The 16,750-nt window shown below is 72.4% G+C and carries 18 protein-coding genes and 2 tRNA genes; 13 read left to right on the top strand and 7 right to left on the bottom strand.

The window, feature by feature from the left end:
• Window positions 1-275 precede the first annotated feature (275 nt).
• Window positions 276-1,001: a hypothetical protein gene (locus WD250_15790; GenBank protein MEX2621677.1), complete on the bottom strand. Its 726-nt coding sequence runs from the start codon at window positions 999-1,001 to the stop codon at window positions 276-278.
• 456 nt (window positions 1,002-1,457) lie between these two features.
• On the opposite strand from WD250_15790, the gene WD250_15785 reads away from it, so the two are divergent.
• Together WD250_15785 and WD250_15780 are read left to right on the top strand one after the other, a co-directional pair.
• The gene (locus tag WD250_15785) at window positions 1,458-2,711 is read left to right on the top strand and encodes a CopD family protein (protein MEX2621676.1); all 1,254 of its coding nucleotides are present in this window, start codon (window positions 1,458-1,460) and stop codon (window positions 2,709-2,711) included.
• A 50-nt stretch (window positions 2,712-2,761) separates the two neighbouring features.
• Entirely contained in the window at window positions 2,762-3,580 is an 819-nt protein-coding gene (locus WD250_15780) for an HAD family hydrolase (protein ID MEX2621675.1), read from the top strand.
• Here the strand turns inward: WD250_15780 and WD250_15775 are convergent.
• Complete coding sequence (locus tag WD250_15775; protein MEX2621674.1) at window positions 3,577-3,960, bottom strand: VOC family protein; 384 nt, start codon at window positions 3,958-3,960, stop codon at window positions 3,577-3,579. The two genes, WD250_15780 and WD250_15775, sit on opposite strands and share 4 nt — an antisense overlap.
• A 14-nt stretch (window positions 3,961-3,974) precedes the next feature.
• Window positions 3,975-4,484, bottom strand: a complete 510-nt coding sequence (locus tag WD250_15770; GenBank protein MEX2621673.1) for a GNAT family protein — start codon at window positions 4,482-4,484, stop codon at window positions 3,975-3,977.
• A 74-nt stretch (window positions 4,485-4,558) separates the two neighbouring features.
• On the opposite strand from WD250_15770, the gene WD250_15765 reads away from it, so the two are divergent.
• From WD250_15765 to WD250_15755, 3 genes are read left to right on the top strand one after another with little or no spacing between them, the layout of a single operon-like run.
• Entirely contained in the window at window positions 4,559-5,158 is a 600-nt protein-coding gene (locus tag WD250_15765; GenBank protein MEX2621672.1) for an HAD family phosphatase, read from the top strand.
• Between the two features lie 60 nt (window positions 5,159-5,218).
• Entirely contained in the window at window positions 5,219-6,307 is a 1,089-nt protein-coding gene (locus tag WD250_15760; protein ID MEX2621671.1) for a 3-isopropylmalate dehydrogenase, read from the top strand.
• Window positions 6,308-6,312: 5 nt separating this feature from the next.
• On the top strand, window positions 6,313-7,233 hold the full coding sequence (locus tag WD250_15755; protein ID MEX2621670.1) for a branched-chain amino acid transaminase: 921 nt from the start codon (window positions 6,313-6,315) through the stop codon (window positions 7,231-7,233).
• Here WD250_15755 and WD250_15750 read toward each other — a convergent pair.
• On the bottom strand, window positions 7,218-8,009 hold the full coding sequence (locus tag WD250_15750; GenBank protein ID MEX2621669.1) for a Rieske (2Fe-2S) protein: 792 nt from the start codon (window positions 8,007-8,009) through the stop codon (window positions 7,218-7,220). The two genes, WD250_15755 and WD250_15750, sit on opposite strands and share 16 nt — an antisense overlap.
• 373 nt (window positions 8,010-8,382) lie before the next feature.
• Here WD250_15750 and cimA point away from each other — a divergent pair, with 373 nt between their 5' ends.
• The 5 genes from cimA to WD250_15725 all read left to right on the top strand — a co-directional run bounded on the left by cimA (window position 8,383) and on the right by WD250_15725 (window position 12,567).
• Complete coding sequence (cimA, locus tag WD250_15745) at window positions 8,383-9,972, top strand: citramalate synthase (GenBank protein MEX2621668.1); 1,590 nt, start codon at window positions 8,383-8,385, stop codon at window positions 9,970-9,972.
• Between the two features lie 53 nt (window positions 9,973-10,025).
• Window positions 10,026-10,790 carry a fumarylacetoacetate hydrolase family protein gene (locus WD250_15740; GenBank protein MEX2621667.1) on the top strand — a complete coding sequence of 255 codons (765 nt, stop codon included), beginning with the start codon at window positions 10,026-10,028 and terminating at the stop codon, window positions 10,788-10,790.
• Window positions 10,791-10,799: 9 nt separating this feature from the next.
• On the top strand, window positions 10,800-12,320 hold the full coding sequence (locus WD250_15735) for a glutamate--tRNA ligase family protein (protein ID MEX2621666.1): 1,521 nt from the start codon (window positions 10,800-10,802) through the stop codon (window positions 12,318-12,320).
• A 70-nt stretch (window positions 12,321-12,390) separates the two neighbouring features.
• A tRNA-Gln gene (locus WD250_15730) sits at window positions 12,391-12,462 on the top strand.
• 32 nt (window positions 12,463-12,494) lie between these two features.
• Window positions 12,495-12,567 (top strand) — tRNA-Glu (locus WD250_15725).
• On the opposite strand, the gene WD250_15720 is transcribed toward WD250_15725, so the two are convergent.
• Window positions 12,549-13,292, bottom strand: a complete 744-nt coding sequence (locus WD250_15720; GenBank protein MEX2621665.1) for a hypothetical protein — start codon at window positions 13,290-13,292, stop codon at window positions 12,549-12,551. The genes WD250_15725 and WD250_15720 overlap by 19 nt on opposite strands.
• 129 nt (window positions 13,293-13,421) lie before the next feature.
• Here WD250_15720 and WD250_15715 point away from each other — a divergent pair, with 129 nt between their 5' ends.
• From WD250_15715 to WD250_15705, 3 genes are all read left to right on the top strand, one after another.
• Complete coding sequence (locus WD250_15715) at window positions 13,422-13,940, top strand: hypothetical protein (GenBank protein ID MEX2621664.1); 519 nt, start codon at window positions 13,422-13,424, stop codon at window positions 13,938-13,940.
• A gap of 150 nt (window positions 13,941-14,090) precedes the next feature.
• Window positions 14,091-15,248: a cobalamin-independent methionine synthase II family protein gene (locus WD250_15710; protein ID MEX2621663.1), complete on the top strand. Its 1,158-nt coding sequence runs from the start codon at window positions 14,091-14,093 to the stop codon at window positions 15,246-15,248.
• A gap of 133 nt (window positions 15,249-15,381) precedes the next feature.
• Window positions 15,382-15,642, top strand: coding sequence for a hypothetical protein (locus WD250_15705; GenBank protein ID MEX2621662.1), 261 nt, complete (start codon window positions 15,382-15,384; stop codon window positions 15,640-15,642).
• A gap of 245 nt (window positions 15,643-15,887) precedes the next feature.
• On the opposite strand, the gene WD250_15700 is transcribed toward WD250_15705, so the two are convergent.
• Both WD250_15700 and WD250_15695 read right to left on the bottom strand, forming a co-directional pair.
• Complete coding sequence (locus tag WD250_15700) at window positions 15,888-16,427, bottom strand: macro domain-containing protein (protein ID MEX2621661.1); 540 nt, start codon at window positions 16,425-16,427, stop codon at window positions 15,888-15,890.
• 13 nt (window positions 16,428-16,440) lie between these two features.
• The coding region (locus WD250_15695; GenBank protein ID MEX2621660.1) for a TCP-1/cpn60 chaperonin family protein at window positions 16,441-16,750 on the bottom strand (310 nt) is incomplete at its 5' end.

Genomic DNA, 16,750 nt, shown 5'->3' with positions numbered 1-16,750 from the left:
CGATCGAGCTCGCCTATTACGGCGGCCACACGTACCGGGAGGTCGCCGAGCTGCTGGGTGCGCCGCTGGGCACGGTGAAGACCCGTCTGCGTGACGGCCTGATCCCCTTGCGCAACACCCTGGGGGTGAGCGTATGACTGCCGCCGTGCACCAGTCCCAGGGCAGCGACCCCGACCACGTCGGGTCGGGCCGGGCGCCGACCCTCTACAAGCGGGTCTCGAACAAGAAGTAGGCCAGGCGGATCGCCTGGGCGTCGTCATGGCCACCGTGCACGATCACACCGCCACATGAGGCGCTACATACACGGTCATCAAGCAAGTAGTCCTTCCGGTGAGTCCCGTCAATGCGGTGCTCCGGTTACAGGGCCGTCCGCGACGGCGTCCGCCGGCCTTCGGCGGGCTATCTCCTGAGCTGAATTCTTGCCTTACTGACATCAGGCTTGGGCGGTGCGCGGGGGACACGGTCACCAGATGTCGGACGAACGGGACGATCAGCACGAGATCGTAGGCCAGAAAGCCGATCAGCTGGCCTGCGGCGGACGCCCATCGCCTTTCGATCGCGCCAATCAAGAAGTACACGGCGGCGCCGTAGAAGATGAACCCGTACATGGCGGACGACTCCGGAGCCAGGGGCCACGGGAAGACGTGTGGGGTCTGCCGCACGAGTAGCGTGGCGACCAGCAGGAGCGCGGCGCAGATGACGACGAACGCCCCCGCAGCGGCTCCCACCGCGTAGCGTGCCAGCCCCGGGCGGTCACCACCGCTGCGGGCGAACAGGTACAGCGACATCGCGGCGAACGTCACGAGCAGATCGGCCGTGCCGGCCGCCGCCGGTCGCAGTGACCCGGACGCCGCGATCCAGAGGGCCGGGAGCCCGATCGCGATCGTGATCGAGGCGATGAAGACGTGGCCGAGCCTCGTCTCGTCCGGGATGAACGGCCACAGCGCGGTCGCCCGGTCCCAGCTGAGCAGGAAGCCCGCCGTCAGGGCGACGAACAGCACCCCGGCGACAGCCGTGGCGAGCCGGAAGGCCGCTTGCGGTGACACGGCTAGCGCGGATGGTGCCCCAGCCGTACAGCGGCACCGGTGTGGGCGGGGTCTCGCCGAACTCGTCGACGGGATCGACGCCCGTCTCCTCCATCCGGCAGTCGTGGGTCCAGCCCTCGCCGACGTCGAACAGGTACGTGAAGCGGGTGCCGGCACGGAGACCCACCTCGCCCAGGGCGACGTCCTCGCTGTCCTCGTCGAGACCGGTGTCACCGGAGGTCATCCACTCGCCCACGTCGCGCCTCGACTGGTCTGCTGCTCGCCCCCCGGACGGCGCTGCGGACCCGCCGCGCCTGCAGGTCGCCCACGGGCGATCAGGGGAGCAGGTGGCACGGTACCCGGTTGGTCGGGGCCGCCCGCGGCGCCCGCCCCGTCGGGGCGACCGTGCCATGACCGCATTACGGTAGGGCCATGTCGTTCGCCCTACCGGTGTTCGTGCAGCTCCAGACAGCCGGGCCCGGTACGGTCATCGGCCTGCTGGCCTCGCGTCTTGGTACCTACCTGTCCCTGACCGCCGTGGTCGGCCTGTTGGTCGCCGCCGGCTGGCTACTACGGGACGGGCCGGCCGATGGCCGGCTCGGCCCCGGGGGGGTCACGGCGATGCGGGGGGCGGCTGGAGCGGCGGCGGTCTGGGTGTTGACCACATGCGGGCTGTTCGTCTTCGGTCTGGCCAACGCCACGGCCCGGCCGGTGGGCGAGGTGCTCGACCCCGCGCTCGTCAGCCGCTTCCTCGCGACCCCCTACGGGTCCGGCATCGCGGTGCAGGCAGCGGCGGCCCTGGGCGTCTGTCTGCTGGCGGCGGTGGCCAGGGACCGGACCTTCGCGCGCGCCACGCTGGTGGGTGTGGCGGTCGGCGCGGGAGCGCTGGCCGCCGCGGGGCACGCCGGCACCGCCGCCGTCGCGCCGCTCGCGGTGGTCAGCAACAGCGTCCACGTGCTCGCGGCCGCGGCCTGGGTGGGTGGCCTGGCGGTGACCGCAGGGCTCATCTGGCGCAGTGCCCCGGACACCGACGTCACCGGGCCGACCCGACGGTTCAGCCGGCTGGCCGGCTGGGCGCTCGCGGCGGTCCTGGCCACGGGGGTGGTCAACACGGTGATGCACACGGATGCGGTCGGGCAGCTGTTCGACACGACCTGGGGTCGGGTGGTGTTGCTCAAGATCGCCTTGTTCGCGGCGATCGGGTCGCTGGGCTGGTGGAACCGCCGCCGGCTGCTGCCGCGGATCGGTCACGCGCAGGCCGCACGACCGGTGTTCCGCAAGATCGCGGCCGCCGAGGTCACCCTCATGCTCGCCGCGTTCGGCTCCGCGACGGCGCTGGCCTCGGGCACGCCGGCCGACGTGGAGGCGGCTGCCCGCCTGGAAGCCGTCCGGACGGGCTTCGCCGGTGGGCAGGTCGAGCTCACGCTGGCGCCCGCCCGAGCGGGGACGAACGAGCTGCACGTGTACTTCTTCGACGACACCGGGGGGTTGCGCGAGACCGAGGACGTGACCGTGACCCTGTCCCGCGGTGGGAGGAGCGTCGAGCCGCGCCTGCTGGACTCGGGACCCGGCCACTACACCGGACCCGCGGTGGATCTCCCCGCTCCCGGCGCCTACCGGATCGAGGTCGTCGGCGAGGTCGACGGCCAGCGGGAGGCCGCCACCACCACCCTGACGGTGCGTTGAGTGCGCCACCGCCCGTGACGGGCGCCCACCGCGCTACCCTCGGAAACGCCATGACATCCGGCATCTCCCTGGTGGTCACCGATCTCGACGGCACCCTGTGGGATGCCGACGAGCGGGTGCACGAGCGCACCCTCGCCGCGCTGCACGAGCTGGCGAGCCGTCAGGTCCCCGTCCTCGTGGCCACGGGACGCCGGCTGCGCAGCGCGGCCGCCTCCTTGCACCGCCACCGCCTCGAGCTGCCGGCGGTGCTGCTCGACGGCGCGATGGGCTACCACCTCAGCGACGGCCGGTGCTTCCACGAGGCGTGCTTCCGCCCTGCCGACGCGGTCGCCACCCTGTCGGCGTTCACCACGGCCGGGCTGTCACCGGCGGTGTACGTCAACCGTCCCGACATCGACGTGCTCGTCGGCCCGGAGCCCTCCACGCACGCCCTGCACCTGGCCCACATCGGCGACGGGCTCGGCCGCGGCGACCTCGATCAGGCGGTGGCGTCCGAGGCGGTGTACGCCTTCGTCGTGGTGGACGGCGGCCGCGCACCGGTCGCGGCGGTCGCCGGCAGCCTGCGCGGTGCGGGCACGGCGACCGTGACCCACGACGCGTACTTCCCCGGTGCCACGATCACCGTCCGGCCGCCCCAGACCAGCAAGTGGGAGGGTGTGCTGGCCTACTGTCGCGAGCAGCGCATCGATCCGGGACGGGTGCTCGCCGTCGGCGACGGGGCGAACGACGTGGAGCTGCTCCACGGCGCCGCGATCTCCTGCGTGGTGCGCGACGGCTGCGACGCGGCGTTGGCGCTGGCCGACCACGTCATCGAGTCCGCCGGCGAGGGCGGCTGGTCCTCCATCGTCGAGCACTGCCGGGAACGCTAGTCGCGACGGCGCAGCGGATGGTCGCCGGGGGTTTCCACGATCACGAGCTCGAGCCCGTCCGGATCGTGCACGCTGAGCTCGATCAGCCCCCAGGGCTTGCGCTCGGGCTCGGCGGAGATGGTGACCCCCGCGGCCGCCAGCTCCTCGCGGGCGGCCTCGGCGTCGGCGACCTGCAACCAGAGGCGCGGTCCCACCACCGGGCCGGGTTCGCAACCCTCCGACAGCTCCAGGAAGCCGCCCCCCAGGAAGTACACGACCCCCCGTCGCGGACGCCGGCCCCACTCGCGGTAGCGGACCATCCCGAGCCGGCGCTCGTAGAACTCCACGGCCGCGTCGAAGTCGCCGGGGCGCAGCAGCACTCGTGATTGCAGGACGTGCATCCTGGCGGGCGGACCTAGTCCAGGTCCGGCTCGAGCAGGTCCATCAGCAGGCAGTCCTGCCACTCCCCGTCGGGGTTGCGCTCGTAACGGCGCATCACCCCGACCTCCCGGAACCCGACGCGCTTGTAGGTGCGGATGGCCTTCTCGTTGTCCACGCTCGGGTCGATCGTCAGGCGATGGTGGCCCCGGTCGTGGATGAGATGGCGGGTCAGGGTCCGCACCGCGTCGGTGCCCAGCCCCTTGCCGTGCCAGGTGCTGCGCAGGAAGATGTCGAGGCTGGCATGGCGGTAGTCGGGCGCGCGCTCCTCGACGTACTGGATGGACCCGATGACCTCGCCGTCCAGCTCGACGGCGTACACGACGGTGTCGTCGGCCTCGATGAGGTCCCTGCGGACCCGATCCGGGTCGTACCGCCCCCACCATCGGGACACCTCAGGGTCTGCCAGGATGTCGGCGAGCGTGTCGGCGTCCTCGGGCCGGACCGGGCGCAGGGTGGTGGCGGTGCCGTGCAGGACTGATGTCATGGGGTTCCTCCCTGGCCCCATCCTGCCAGACGCGGGGCCGCCCGAGCGGGCCGGCCGGGCGGCACACTGGGCGCATGCCACGCGCGCTCCTGTTCGATCTCATGGGCACCGTCATCCACGACCCGTTCCGGGAGGCGGTCGAGGCCGCGACCGGCCTCGACCTGGAGACGGTCATCCCCTTGGTCCATCCGAGCTCCTGGGCGGACTTCGAGATCGCCGCCATCGACGAGGCCACGTTCACCCGTGCCTTCTATGCCGACCCGCAGTGCCCCCACGCCTTCGACCGCGAGGTGTTCCACCGGGTCCGCCGGGACGGCTACCGGTGGCTGCCCGGTATGCAGGAGCTGCTGGCCGCTCTCGGTGGGGTGGTGGAGACGTACACGGCCAGCAACTACCCGGTGTGGGTCGAGGAGCTGGCGCAGCGGTTCGCCTTCGCCGACTGCTTCGACGGGGTCTACGCCAGCCACCACCTCGGCGTCCGCAAGCCCGCCCCCGAGTTCTTCGACCGCTTGCTGGCCCGCATCGGCCACGACCCGGGGGACTGCCTGTTCGTCGACGATCGCGCCGAGAACTGCGTCGCGGCGCAGGCGGCCGGGATCCGGGCGCACCGTTTCGACGGGGTGGACGGGCTGCGCCACCGGCTGTGCGCAGAGGGCGTGCATCTGTCCACGTAGACTCAGCCCCATTTGCGAGAGCTGCCCGGAGCGGGCCGCCACGGCGAGGAAGGAGCGACGATGCGCAGCTACCGTCTCGCGGTGATCGGGGGGGACGGCATCGGCCCGGAGGTCACCGCGCAGGCCTGCAAGGCCCTGCACGCCGCCGGGGCGATGGCGGGGTTCACCGTCGAGACCACGGACTTCGACCTGGGCGGGCGCCGGTACCTGCGGACCGGGGAGGTCCTGCCGGACAGCGTGGAGGACGAGCTGCGGGGCCACGACGCGATCCTGCTCGGGGCCGTCGGCACGCCCGAGGTCGCACCGGGGGTGCTGGAACGCGGCCTGCTGCTGCGGCTGCGCTTCGCGTTCGACCAGTATGTCAACCTGCGGCCCGTGCGGCTGTACCCGGGCGCGGTCTCCCCGGTGGTCGGCCTGACCGGGGAGCGCTGCGACCTGGTGATCGTGCGCGAGAACACCGAGGGGCTCTACGCCGGGGCGGGTGGCGTGGTCTACCGCGACACCCCCCACGAGGTGGCGACGCAGGAGTCGATCAACACCCGGCGGGGGGTGGAGCGCGTCGTGCGCCATGCGCTGTCACGGGCCGAGGCCAGGCGCGGCCACCTGACCCTGTGCCACAAGACCAACGTGCTCACCTACGCCGGAGACCTGTGGCAGCGCACGGTCGACGCCGCCCGCCGGGACCACCCCGCGGTCGAAGTCGACTACGTCCACGTCGACGCGGCCTGTCTGTACCTGGTGACCGCCCCCGAGCGCTTCGACGTGGTGGTCACCGACAACCTCTTCGGCGACATCATCACCGACCTCGGCGCGGCGGTGCAGGGGGGGCTGGGGCTCGCGGCCAGCGGCAACCTCAACCCCGACCGGACCGCCCCGAGCATGTTCGAGCCCGTCCACGGGTCCGCCCCCGACATCGCCGGCCGCGGCTGGGCGAACCCGGTCGCGGCGGTGCTCAGCGCGGCGCTCTGCCTCGACCATCTCGGGGAGCCGGAGGCCGCCACGGCGGTGGAGGCCGCCGCGACGGCGGTGCTGCCCCGCCTGGGCGCCATGGGCGGCCCGGAGATGGGATACTCGACGGAGGAGATCGGCGACCTCGTCGCGGCAGCGGTTGCGTCGCCCGCAGCGGCGCCCGCGGACAAAGGAGCCTGAGCACCATGCCCATCCCCCAAGTGGAGAAGATCTGGATGGATGGCGACCTCGTCGACTGGGACGACGCCAAGATCCACATCCTGACCCCGACGCTGCACTACGGCTGGGGGGTCTTCGAGGGCATCCGCGCCTACGAGACGGCCCGCGGCCCGGCGATCTTCCAGCACCGCAAGCACATGGAGCGGCTGCACCGCTCCGCCCGGATCCTGCAGATGGACGTCGGGTTCAGCGTCGACGAGCTCATGGAGGCCACCAGGGAGCTGATCCGCGTCAACGGCGTGGACTCCTGCTACATCCGCCCGCTGGTCTACCTCGGCTACGGCGAGATGGGCCTGAACCCGCTGCCGAGCCAGGTGCGGGTCGCCATCGCCATCTGGCCGTGGGGCACCTACCTGGGCGACGAGGGGCTCCAGAACGGGGTGCGGGCCAAGGTGTCGTCCTGGCAGCGCATAGGGACGAACATGATCCCGACGAGCACGAAGGCTTGCGGGGTCTACATCAACTCGTCGCTGGCCAAGGTCGAGGCGCTGAAGGCCGGCTACGACGAGGCCATCCTCCTCAACGACCAGGGTCATGTCGCCGAGGGGTCCGGGGAGAACGTCTTCGTCGTCAGTGACGGGACGCTGCTGACCCCGCCGCTCGCGGAGGGCGTCCTGCGGGGCATCACCCGCGACTCGGTCATCGAGTTCGCCGCCGACCTCGACCTGCCGTTCGAGGAGACCACCCTGCTGCGCCAGGACCTGTACCTGGCCGACGAGGCCTTCTACACGGGCACGGCGGCCGAGGTGGTCCCGATCCGCTCCGTCGACGATCGCGAGATCGGCGCCCCCGGCCCCATGACCAAGCAGCTGCAGGACCTGTTCTTCGACGTCGTCAAGGGCAAGAACGACCGGTACCGCCACATGGTCGACTACGTCCGCGAGTAGGTCGCGACGCGCACGGAGAACGTGCGCACCTCGCGGGGCTGGTCGCACCAGGGCAGGCCGTAGGCGCACCGCACGGTTGCGTGCCCGGCCCCGAGCGCGGACAGGCGCACCTGGCAGGTCCGTGGTGCCTGGAAGACCTGGCCACGCAGGGCCACCGCCGAGCCGCGCACCGCGATGTGCCAGAGGTGGCCCGGGCGGACCACGGTGAGCAGATCCAGCGTGATGTCGCCGCCGGCCGTGGCCGAGACCTCCTCCACCGGGTGCTCGATGGGGCGCCCGTCGGCCGGGTTGCAAGCCGGCGCTGGCGCCGGCGCCGGTGTCGCGCCCGCCGACGGGGCCGGCCGGTCCGGTGGCGGCGGGTTCGGGGCATCACCCACGTGGATCCAACCGTCGCCCTCGCGGACGGGGTAGGTCGTGAGATGGCCGGGCTGCAGTCGTGCCAGCGCCGCTGGCGACGCGTCCTCGGTCGGCAGGATGTTGCGGCCGGTCTTCGGGTCGTACAGGTAGTAGTGCTGCGGGCAGCGCACGGCGCCGTCGAAGACCGAAGCCCGCGTGAGCGATATGGCCTGGTGCGGGCAGGTGGCCTGGAACGCCACCACCTCACCCGACGCGAGTCGTGTGAGCAGGACCTCCTGCTCAGCCACCTCGGTGGTGTGGAACACCGGGCGGCTGACGGTCGTCTCGAGGGCCTGGTCGCGCAGCCGGGTGCCACCCCCGCCACCGCTGCCCTCGCCCAGGGGCAGGTCCTCGCTGCGCAGAACGGGCCGGTAGCCCATTGCGCACTCCTCCCGGCATCGATGGCATGAGGGGCGGCCGGTCGCGCTCGGTCGGCCGTCGTGCGCCGCCGGCCGCCCCCAAGTGCTTCGGGGCCCCCCGCCGGCCGGATTGGCGGTGACAGGCGGCCGGCGGTTGTGCGTGCCGGCCCGAACCGGCACACTGCAAGGCATGAACGCTGCGCACATCGTCTGCACGGCCTGCACGGCTTGCACGGGTCGCCCCGCGACCGGCACGTCCGTGCGCGCGATCAGCATTATCGGACTGCTCCTGTAGGACCGGTGTCCGTGCCGGCCCGCAGGGGCGGCGGCACGGCAGACCGCCACCGCCAACCTGCGGAGCCGGCCGGGCAGCCTCGGACGAGAAGGTTGGCCTGTGCCTGTTGACCTGTACGACACCACCCTGCGCGACGGCACCCAGCGCGAGGGGATCTCCCTGACCGTGGCCGACAAGCTGCGGGTCGCCCGGGAGATCGATTCGCTTGGCGTCGGCTTCATCGAGGGTGGATGGCCGGGCGCGAACCCCAAGGACACCGAGTTCTTCCGGCGGGCGGCGGACGGGGAGCTCGCGCTGCAGCGGGCGGTCCTCACGGCGTTCGGGATGACCCGCCGTCCCGGCCGGGCGGCCGACAGCGATCCCTCCCTGGCGGCGCTGCTCGGTGCGGAGACCCCGGTGGTGTGCCTGGTCGGCAAGTCCGACGTGCTGCACGTGACCGAGGCGATCGGCACGACCGGCGAGGAGAACCTGGCCATGGTGGCCGACTCGGTGCGGTTGCTGCGCTCGGCGGGCCGACGGGTCTTCTTCGACGCCGAGCACTTCTTCGACGGCCACGCCCGCGACGAGGGCTACGCCCTGGAGGTCGTGGCCGCTGCCGCCGACGCGGGCGCCGAGTGCGTCGTGCTCTGCGACACCAACGGCGGCGCCCTGCCCGACCGGGTCGAGGCGGTGGTCCGCCAGGTGGCCGGTCTCGGCACCACCCAGGTCGGCGTCCATGTGCACAACGACACGGACTGCGCGGTCGCCAACTCGCTCGTGGCCGTCCGGGCCGGGGCGGCCCACGTCCAGGGCACCGTCAACGGCATCGGCGAGCGCTGCGGCAACGCCAACCTCATGTCCATCATCGCGAACCTGAAGCTGAAGCTGCGCATGGACGTGGTCGGCGACGACGACCTGCGCCGCCTGTCCCACGTGGCGCACACGGTCGCCGAGGTCATGAACCTCACGCCCGATCCGCACGCCCCCTACGTCGGCCATGCCGCCTTCGCGCACAAGGCCGGCCTGCACGTGTCCGCACTGGCCAAGCGCGACGACCTCTACCAGCACACCGAGCCGGCGCGGGTGGGCAACGCGCTGCGCCTGCTGGTCAGCGAGCTCGCCGGGCGGTCCACGATCGTCCTCAAGGGCAAGGACTTCGGGCTGGACCTGGCCGACGACGACGAGGCGGTGAACCGGGTGCTCGAGCGGGTCAAGGACCTCGAGCACGCGGGCTACTCGTTCGAGGCCGCCGACGCGTCCTTCGAGCTGCTGGTGCGCAGCGAGATGGGCGAGGACGCGCAGACGTTCACCCTGGAGAGCTTCCGGACCATCGTCGAGCACCGCGACGACGGGCGGGTGGTCGCCGAGGCGACGATCAAGCTCTGGGTCGGGGCGGCGGACGAGGGTGGCGAGCGGCTGATCGGCACCGGGGAGGGCAGCGGGCCGGTCGACGCGCTCGACCACGCCTTCCGTGCAGCCGTCAACGGCCGCTTCCCCGACCTCACCAAGCTGCACCTGGCCGACTACAAGGCGCGCATCCTGGACTCGGACTCGGGTACCGCCGCGACCACCCGGGTGCTGATCCGCTCCAGCGACGGCGAGGACGAGTGGGACACGGTCGGGGTGTCCGCCAACGTCATCGAGGCGTCGTGGCTGGCGATGGCCGACGCCTACGCCTACGGCCTGCGGCGGGCGACGGAGGGCCGTTGAGCTGGAGCCCGGTCGGTTAGGCTGCCCCACCGTCCACCGAGGAGCCCGACACCGTGCGCATCGCCCGCGTCGCCCGCCCGGATGGACCGGAGTTCGGCGTGGTCCGCGACGACCACGTCGTGCTGATCGCCGGTCACCCCTTCACCGAGTTCCGACTCACCAACCAGGCGGCGCCGCTCGACAAGGTCAGGCTGCTCGCCCCGATCATCCCGTCGAAGATCCTCTGCGTCGGCAAGAACTACGCCGACCACGCGGCGGAGATGGGTGGGGAGGTGCCGGTCGAGCCGCTGATCTTCTCCAAGCCCGCCACCGCGGTCATCGGGCCCGGCGAGCCCATCCGGCTGCCGGCCCTCTCCGAGGACGTCCAACACGAGGCGGAGCTCGCGGTCGTGATCGGCGTGCTGACCCGCAAGGTGTCCGTCGACGACGCGCTCGGCTACGTGTTCGGCTATACGTGCGCCAACGACGTGACCGCCCGGGACCTGCAGGCCCGCGACGGGCAGTGGACGCGTGCGAAGGGCTTCGACTCGTTCTGCCCGCTGGGACCGTGGATCGAGACCGGGATCGATCCGGCAACCGGGCTCGGCGTGCGCTGCCGGGTCAACGGCGAGACCCGCCAGGACGGAACCACGGGCGATCTGGTGTCCGGGGTCGCGGCGCTGGTCGCCCACTGCTCGGCCTTCGCGACCCTGCTGCCGGGTGACGTCCTGCTGACGGGGACCCCGGCGGGCGTGGGTCCCCTCGCCGCCGGCGACACGGTCGAGGTCGAGGTCGACGGCATCGGTACGCTGTCGAACCCTGTCATCGCCGACGAGTGAGAGGCCCGTATGCCCGCCCCCCGTGTCCGCATCGCCCCGGCCCCCAGCGGATCCCTGCATGTGGGCAACGCGCGCACCGCCCTCTACAACTGGCTGTACGCCCGCGGCAGCGGCGGCGCGTTCGTCCTGCGGGTCGAGGACACCGACGCCGGCCGGGTGTCCCAGGAGGCCGCTGAGGGCATCTACGAGGCCCTGCGGTGGCTGGGGCTCGACTGGGACGAGGGACCGGACCGCGGTGGGGCACACGGGCCGTACCTGCAGAGCGAGCGCAGCCCGCTGCACGCGGCGGCGACCGCGGCACTGCTCGAGGCCGGTGTCGCCTACGACGCCTACGAGACCAGCGAGGAGCTCGACGCCGACCGGCGTGCTGCCCAGGCGGCGGGACGCCCACCGGGGTACGCGGGCGGGCACCGTGACCTGACCCACCAGCAGCGCGAGGCCTACCTCGCCGAGGGTCGCCGGCCGGTGATCCGGCTGCGCACCCCCGACGCGGGGACGGTGTCGTTCGAGGATCGGATCCGCGGGCGGGTCGAGTTCGCGTGGAAGGACGTCTCGGACTTCATCGTGCAACGCGCCGACGGCTCGCCGACCTACTTCCTGGCCAACGCCGTGGACGACCTCGCGATGGGTATCACCCTGGTGGCCCGCGGCGAGGATCTCCTCGCGGCCACGCCCCGCCAGATGCTCGTGCACGACGCGGTGCTCGCCGAGGGCCTCATCGATCGCCTGCTCGCCGAGAACGGCTTTCCGCCCCGGCCCGCGGACGCCGGTCGCCCCACGTTCGCGCACCTGCCGCTGCTCGTGGGGGAGGACCGCAAGCCGCTGTCCAAGCGCCACGGCTCGGTCGCCGTCGGCGAGTTCCGCCGCCAGGGCTTCCTGCCGGACACGATGGTGAACTTCCTGGCCCTGTGCGGGTGGAGCTACGACGACCGGACCGAGCGCTTCGAGCGCGACGAGCTGGTCGAGCGCTTCAGCTTCGAGCGGGTGGGGCGCAACCCCGCGTTCTTCGACGAGGCCAAGCTGCGCAGCCTGAACGGCGACCGCATCAAGGAGCTGTCCGACACCGGGCTCGCCGAGGCGCTCGTGCCCTACCTGAACGCCGAGGGGCTCGTCGGACTGCCGGCGACGCCCGCCGAGCAGCAGCTCCTGATCGACCTGGCGCCCCTGCTGCGCGAGCGCATCCAGACCCTGGCCGAGGCGGTGTCCCTGGTGGCCTTCTGCTTCCGCGACGAGGTCGTCTTCGACGACAAGGCGGTCGCCAAGCACCTCAAGGGCCGAGCCGGCGAGGTGCTCGACGCGGCCGCGCCGGCCCTGGAGTCCGTGGGGGAGTGGAGCGCCGAGTCGATCATGGCGGCGCTTGACGGCGTGGCCGCGGAGCTCGACCTCGGTCGGGGCAAGACCTTCCAGCCGGTGCGGGTCGCGGTCGCCGGTGACGCCGTCAGCCCCCCGCTGCCCGAGACCTTGGCACTGCTCGACCGGGGTGTCGTCGTGGAGCGCATCCGCGCCGCCCGCCCGCTCGTGGCCGCGTAGGCGCTCGCCAGGCCAGGGCGTGGGGTGTTTGAACGCCTGGGGGGGCGCTGGTAGCGTGGTGGTTCACCCTTCGGGGGTGGTGTAATCGGTAACACGGCTGGTTCTGGTCCAGTTATTGAGGGTTCGAGTCCTTCCCCCCGAGCAACGCTTCCTGCCTCGGCAGAAGTGTCCAGCGCCCCCGTCGTCTAGCGGCCCAGGACGCCGCCCTCTCAAGGCGGTAACGGCGGTTCAAATCCGCTCGGGGGTACTGCGATTACTCTCCGTCACGATCCTCGACGTGCGCTCGCCCGCACTGAGAGAGCGGAGGGCCGGCGGCACCGGCAGCTTGCGGTACCCATGGCTCAACCCACCGCTTCCGGTCAGGGTCCGCAGCTTCTCGAGTGACAAGACGTCCCGGTTCTCGACCTGTCGGTCGTAGTGGGTCGCACAGAGGCCCCATTCTCCGGGCTCCCCCCGGCAGGTCGTCACGATGCAGGATGCTGGTGGCTGCAGACGGGTCTGGGGACGGACCGCGGTGCCGGCGAGGACGTCGCCGTGCTTGTTGCGGCGCTCCCGGTGGGTCCCGCACAGGCCGTGGCTGCCTGTGGTGTTGCGGCAGCCCGCGACCGTGCAGACCTCAGGTTGCTTGCGCCGGGACAGGGGTTCGTCGGCGTTGACGTCCCCGTCGCGCAGGTAGCGCAGGTAGTGCCCGTGGCACCAGCCGCGTGCTTCAGCGGGATGGGGGCAGCGCGCCACCGCGCAGGGGTCGGGGTCGGCGGTCCCGCGCTTGGGCTCGCCGGCGCGGACGTCACCGGTGCGCTGCCGGCGGCGGTAGTGCATCTCGCAGAGCCCCTGGCAGTAGTGGGGGTCGTCGCATTCCTCGAGCGTGCACGTCGCCGGCTTCGTGGGCCCGCCGACGGGCACGTGCGCCAGGACGTCGCCGTGCTTGCGCCAACGCGTGTAGTGCGCGCTGCACCAACCCCGGCAGGACACCTGTCGGCGGCACGGTCCCACAGCACAGACAGCGTCCATGGCGTACCCCCCCGGGGCCGGTATTCGAACAGGTGTATGATAGCAGACCGCTGTGACTGGGCGGGGTGGCGAGCCGGTAGCCTGCAGGGCATGACTACCGTGGACGACCGCCTCGTGTACCGGTTCGTATGGGTGGAGGAGGGGCAGCCGGCGCTCGGGGGCCAGTGGCTCGCGTTCCCCGAGGACGGCCGGTCCTACCCGGTGGCGCTGGCCGACGTCGTGTCGGCCCACCGGGGAGACGACGCCGAGGACGGTCCTGCCCCGCTGGAGGTCCACGTCGACGCGGCGATGCGCATCGCCGAGGCGGTGGGTGAGCTCGAGGACCGCTTGTTCCCCGACGCGAGCCGCCGCCTGGAGGTCGCCCTGGTCGCCGCCGATGCCGACGTGCCGCAGGTCGACCCCGACAGCACCGAGGGCGAGGCCGTGCGCCGCGCCGCCGAAGCGCTGGAGAAGGTCGCCGCGGACTCCGCCGAGCTGGTCGACGAGCAGCTCGACGGCGGGTCGCTGGCGCTGCTGCCCGAGGACTTCACCGCGGCGCTGTGCCGCGCGGTGCAGGCCGCGTGGCGCCTTCGGCGCCTGGTGGACCCACCCGGGCCCCTGTACCTCTAGTCGGGCCGGCGCCCCGACGAGCGCGGGGCGGACCTCGCCGAGGGCGCGCCCGCCGGCACCGGAGCCAGGGTGCGCGACGTGGGTTCGGTCGGCGCGACTGGGCACCGTTGCGACAGGACGCACCCCGGCGCGCGGACTAGAGTGCGACGGGTGGTTGGGGCGCGCAGTGACGTGGTGGGCAGCCTCTTGCGCGCCGAGGGGCTGGCGCAGGCCCGGCAGGCGCACACCCGCGGCGAGCTGTCCCACGCGGCCTTCAAGGCCGTGGAGGACGCCGCCGTCGACGCCTGCCTGCAGCTGCAGGAGCGCTGCGGGCTCGCCGTCGTCACCGACGGGGAGCAGCGGCGACTGTCGTTTCAGAGCCAGCTCGCCGAGGCCGTGGCGGGCTTCGGCGACTGGGGCCTCGACGCGTTCCTGTGGGGCCGCTGGCACGGTGATCAGGTCGGCGACCACACCGTCGCCCGGCCCGATCTGGCGGTCACCGGCCGGCTGGAGCGCACGCGGTTCCTGTCAGGCGAGGAGTTCACCTACGTGCGCGGGCGCACCGACCGGCTCGTGAAGGTCACGCTGCCCAGCCCCAGCCTGTTCGCCAACTTCTGGGATCCTCGCCGGCCCCCAGCGGCCTACCGTCGACTCGAGGACTTCCTCGCCGACGTGACGCGTCTGCTCGCCGAGGAGGTGGACGAGCTGGCCCGACTGGGCGCGACCTACCTGCAGCTGGACGCGCCGCACTACACGATGCTCCTGGATCCGGGGTACCGGCAGTTCTACGAGAGCCGGGGCGTGGCCGCCGACGACTGGCTCGCCTTCAGCCTGGAGCTCGACAACGCGGTGATGACCCGCAACCCGCAGGTGACCTTCGCGTTCCATCTGTGCCGGGGCAACCAGGCCAGCCGCTGGCTGGTCGCCGGCGGCTACGAACGCCTCGCCGAGCGCGTGTTCCCCACGGTGGCCGCCACCCGCCTCATGCTCGAGTACGACGACGAGCGTTCCGGCGGGTTCGCGCCCCTCGCCGCGGTCCCCGACGACAAAGAGGTCGTCCTCGGCCTGGTGACGACGAAGTCCGGACGACTCGAGGATCGCGCCGCCCTCGTCGCGCGTGTGCACGAGGCTGCTGCGTACGTGCCGCTGGAGCGCCTGGCGGTGTCGACCCAGTGCGGCTTTGCCACGTCGGTGGTCGGCAACGCCCTGTCGTCGGCCGAGCAGGCGGCCAAGCTGCGGCTCGTCGCCGACACGGCGCGCGCCGTGTGGGGGCCAGAGCCGGGCCCGGCCCCGTCGCCCCCGGCGCACCCCTCACCGACGGACGGGTGATCGGGTCTGCACCTCATGGCGGTCGCTGGCGCGCCCCCCCCACACCCGGCACAGCAGAGAATCGCCCTCGCAGGCTCGGGCGATTCACGTCTCAGCGGCGGTGGGCCCTGGCGCGGTCGGTACGATGCTGGGGATGGCCACACCCTCTGTAGGCCCGGACGGGCCCGAACGCCGCGACGCAGCGCCGGCGCGCGTAGTCGGCACCGAGTTCGGCACGGTCGTGCTCCACGCTCGGGACCCCGACGACCGCATGGTCGTCTCGGACGCGCCGCCGCCGCTCGACGACGGCCGCTGCTGGCGCTGCGACGCGCCGCCGCGGACGGCCCTGGACGACGCCGGTCTCTGCCCACCCTGTGGCCGCGCCCTGCGCAGCCCGCCCGGCGGTGGCGATTAGGTAAGGCTGCCGACCTGCACCTCGGGCCCAGTGCCCGCGGACCGTGGTGGTCACGAGCGCGCACACCACCGAGGTCAGCACCGGCACCGCAGTGGCACGGGTCACCATGAGGTGAGGCCCGAACCTGGCGAACAGCCCTTTCCGGTGACGGCGCCCGGACCGGCGAGACCCGGGACCGGCAGGTGACGGACCGCACCCCGGTGTCCTGGGCGCCGGCGCCCGCCGCGCCAGGAGTGTGCGGGCCATCAGCCGCTGCTGGTCACCCTCGCGAGGGCGTGCTGGTGCGCCTGGAGAGCGGTCTCGTCGAACAGGACGAGGCGGACGGTGGTGAGCGAGCGGAGCTGCGGGACCGTGTCGACCACGGTGCCGAGCGCGATCTCAGCCGCTTCGCGCAGCGGGTAGCCGAAGGCGCCGGTGGAGATGGCGGGGAAGGCGACGGAGACCAGCCCGTGGTCGTCGGCGAGTAGCAGCGCGTTGCGGTAGCAGTCGGCGAGCAGGCGGTCGGCCGGCTCGTCGATGCCGTAGACCGGACCGAGACAGTGGAGGACGTGGCGGTTGGGCAGCGCATGGCCTGCGGTGAGGACGCACTGGCCAGGGCTGATGGGTGCGTGGTCCGCGCACTCGTCGGCCAGGGCGGGGCCAGCGGCACGGTGGATGGCCCCGGCGACGCCGCCGCCGGGCAGCAGCTCCGCGTTGGCGGCGTTGACGACAACCTCGACATCGGACTGCTCGGTGATGTCCCCGGTGGTCAGCTCGATGGTCACACCAGCGACGTCGTGTCGCATGATCTCCCTCGGCTCAGTAGCCCGCGCCGCCCATGCCGTGGTCGTCTTCGCCCGCGCCGTCCTCGACCTCGGGCATGTCGGCGACCAGAATCTCGGTGGTGAGCAGCATCGCCGCGATCGAAGCGGCGTTCTCCAGCGCCGACCGTGTGACCTTCGCGGGGTCGATGACGCCCCGGGCGAGCAGGTCGCCGTACTCGTCGGTGAGGGCGTTCCAGCCGTGGCCGGTCTTGGCGCTCGTCACACGGTCCACGACCAGGAAGCCGTTTGCGCCGGCGTTGGCCGCGATCCAGTACAGCGGGGCGGACAGCGCCGCGCGCACGATG

This window comes from Egibacteraceae bacterium (assembly GCA_040905805.1).
In the GTDB taxonomy this organism is placed as follows: Bacteria; Actinomycetota; Nitriliruptoria; order Euzebyales; family Egibacteraceae; genus DATLGH01.
The sequence above is the reverse complement of the archived record's forward strand: the minus strand, read 5'-3'. Positions and strand labels throughout refer to the sequence as shown.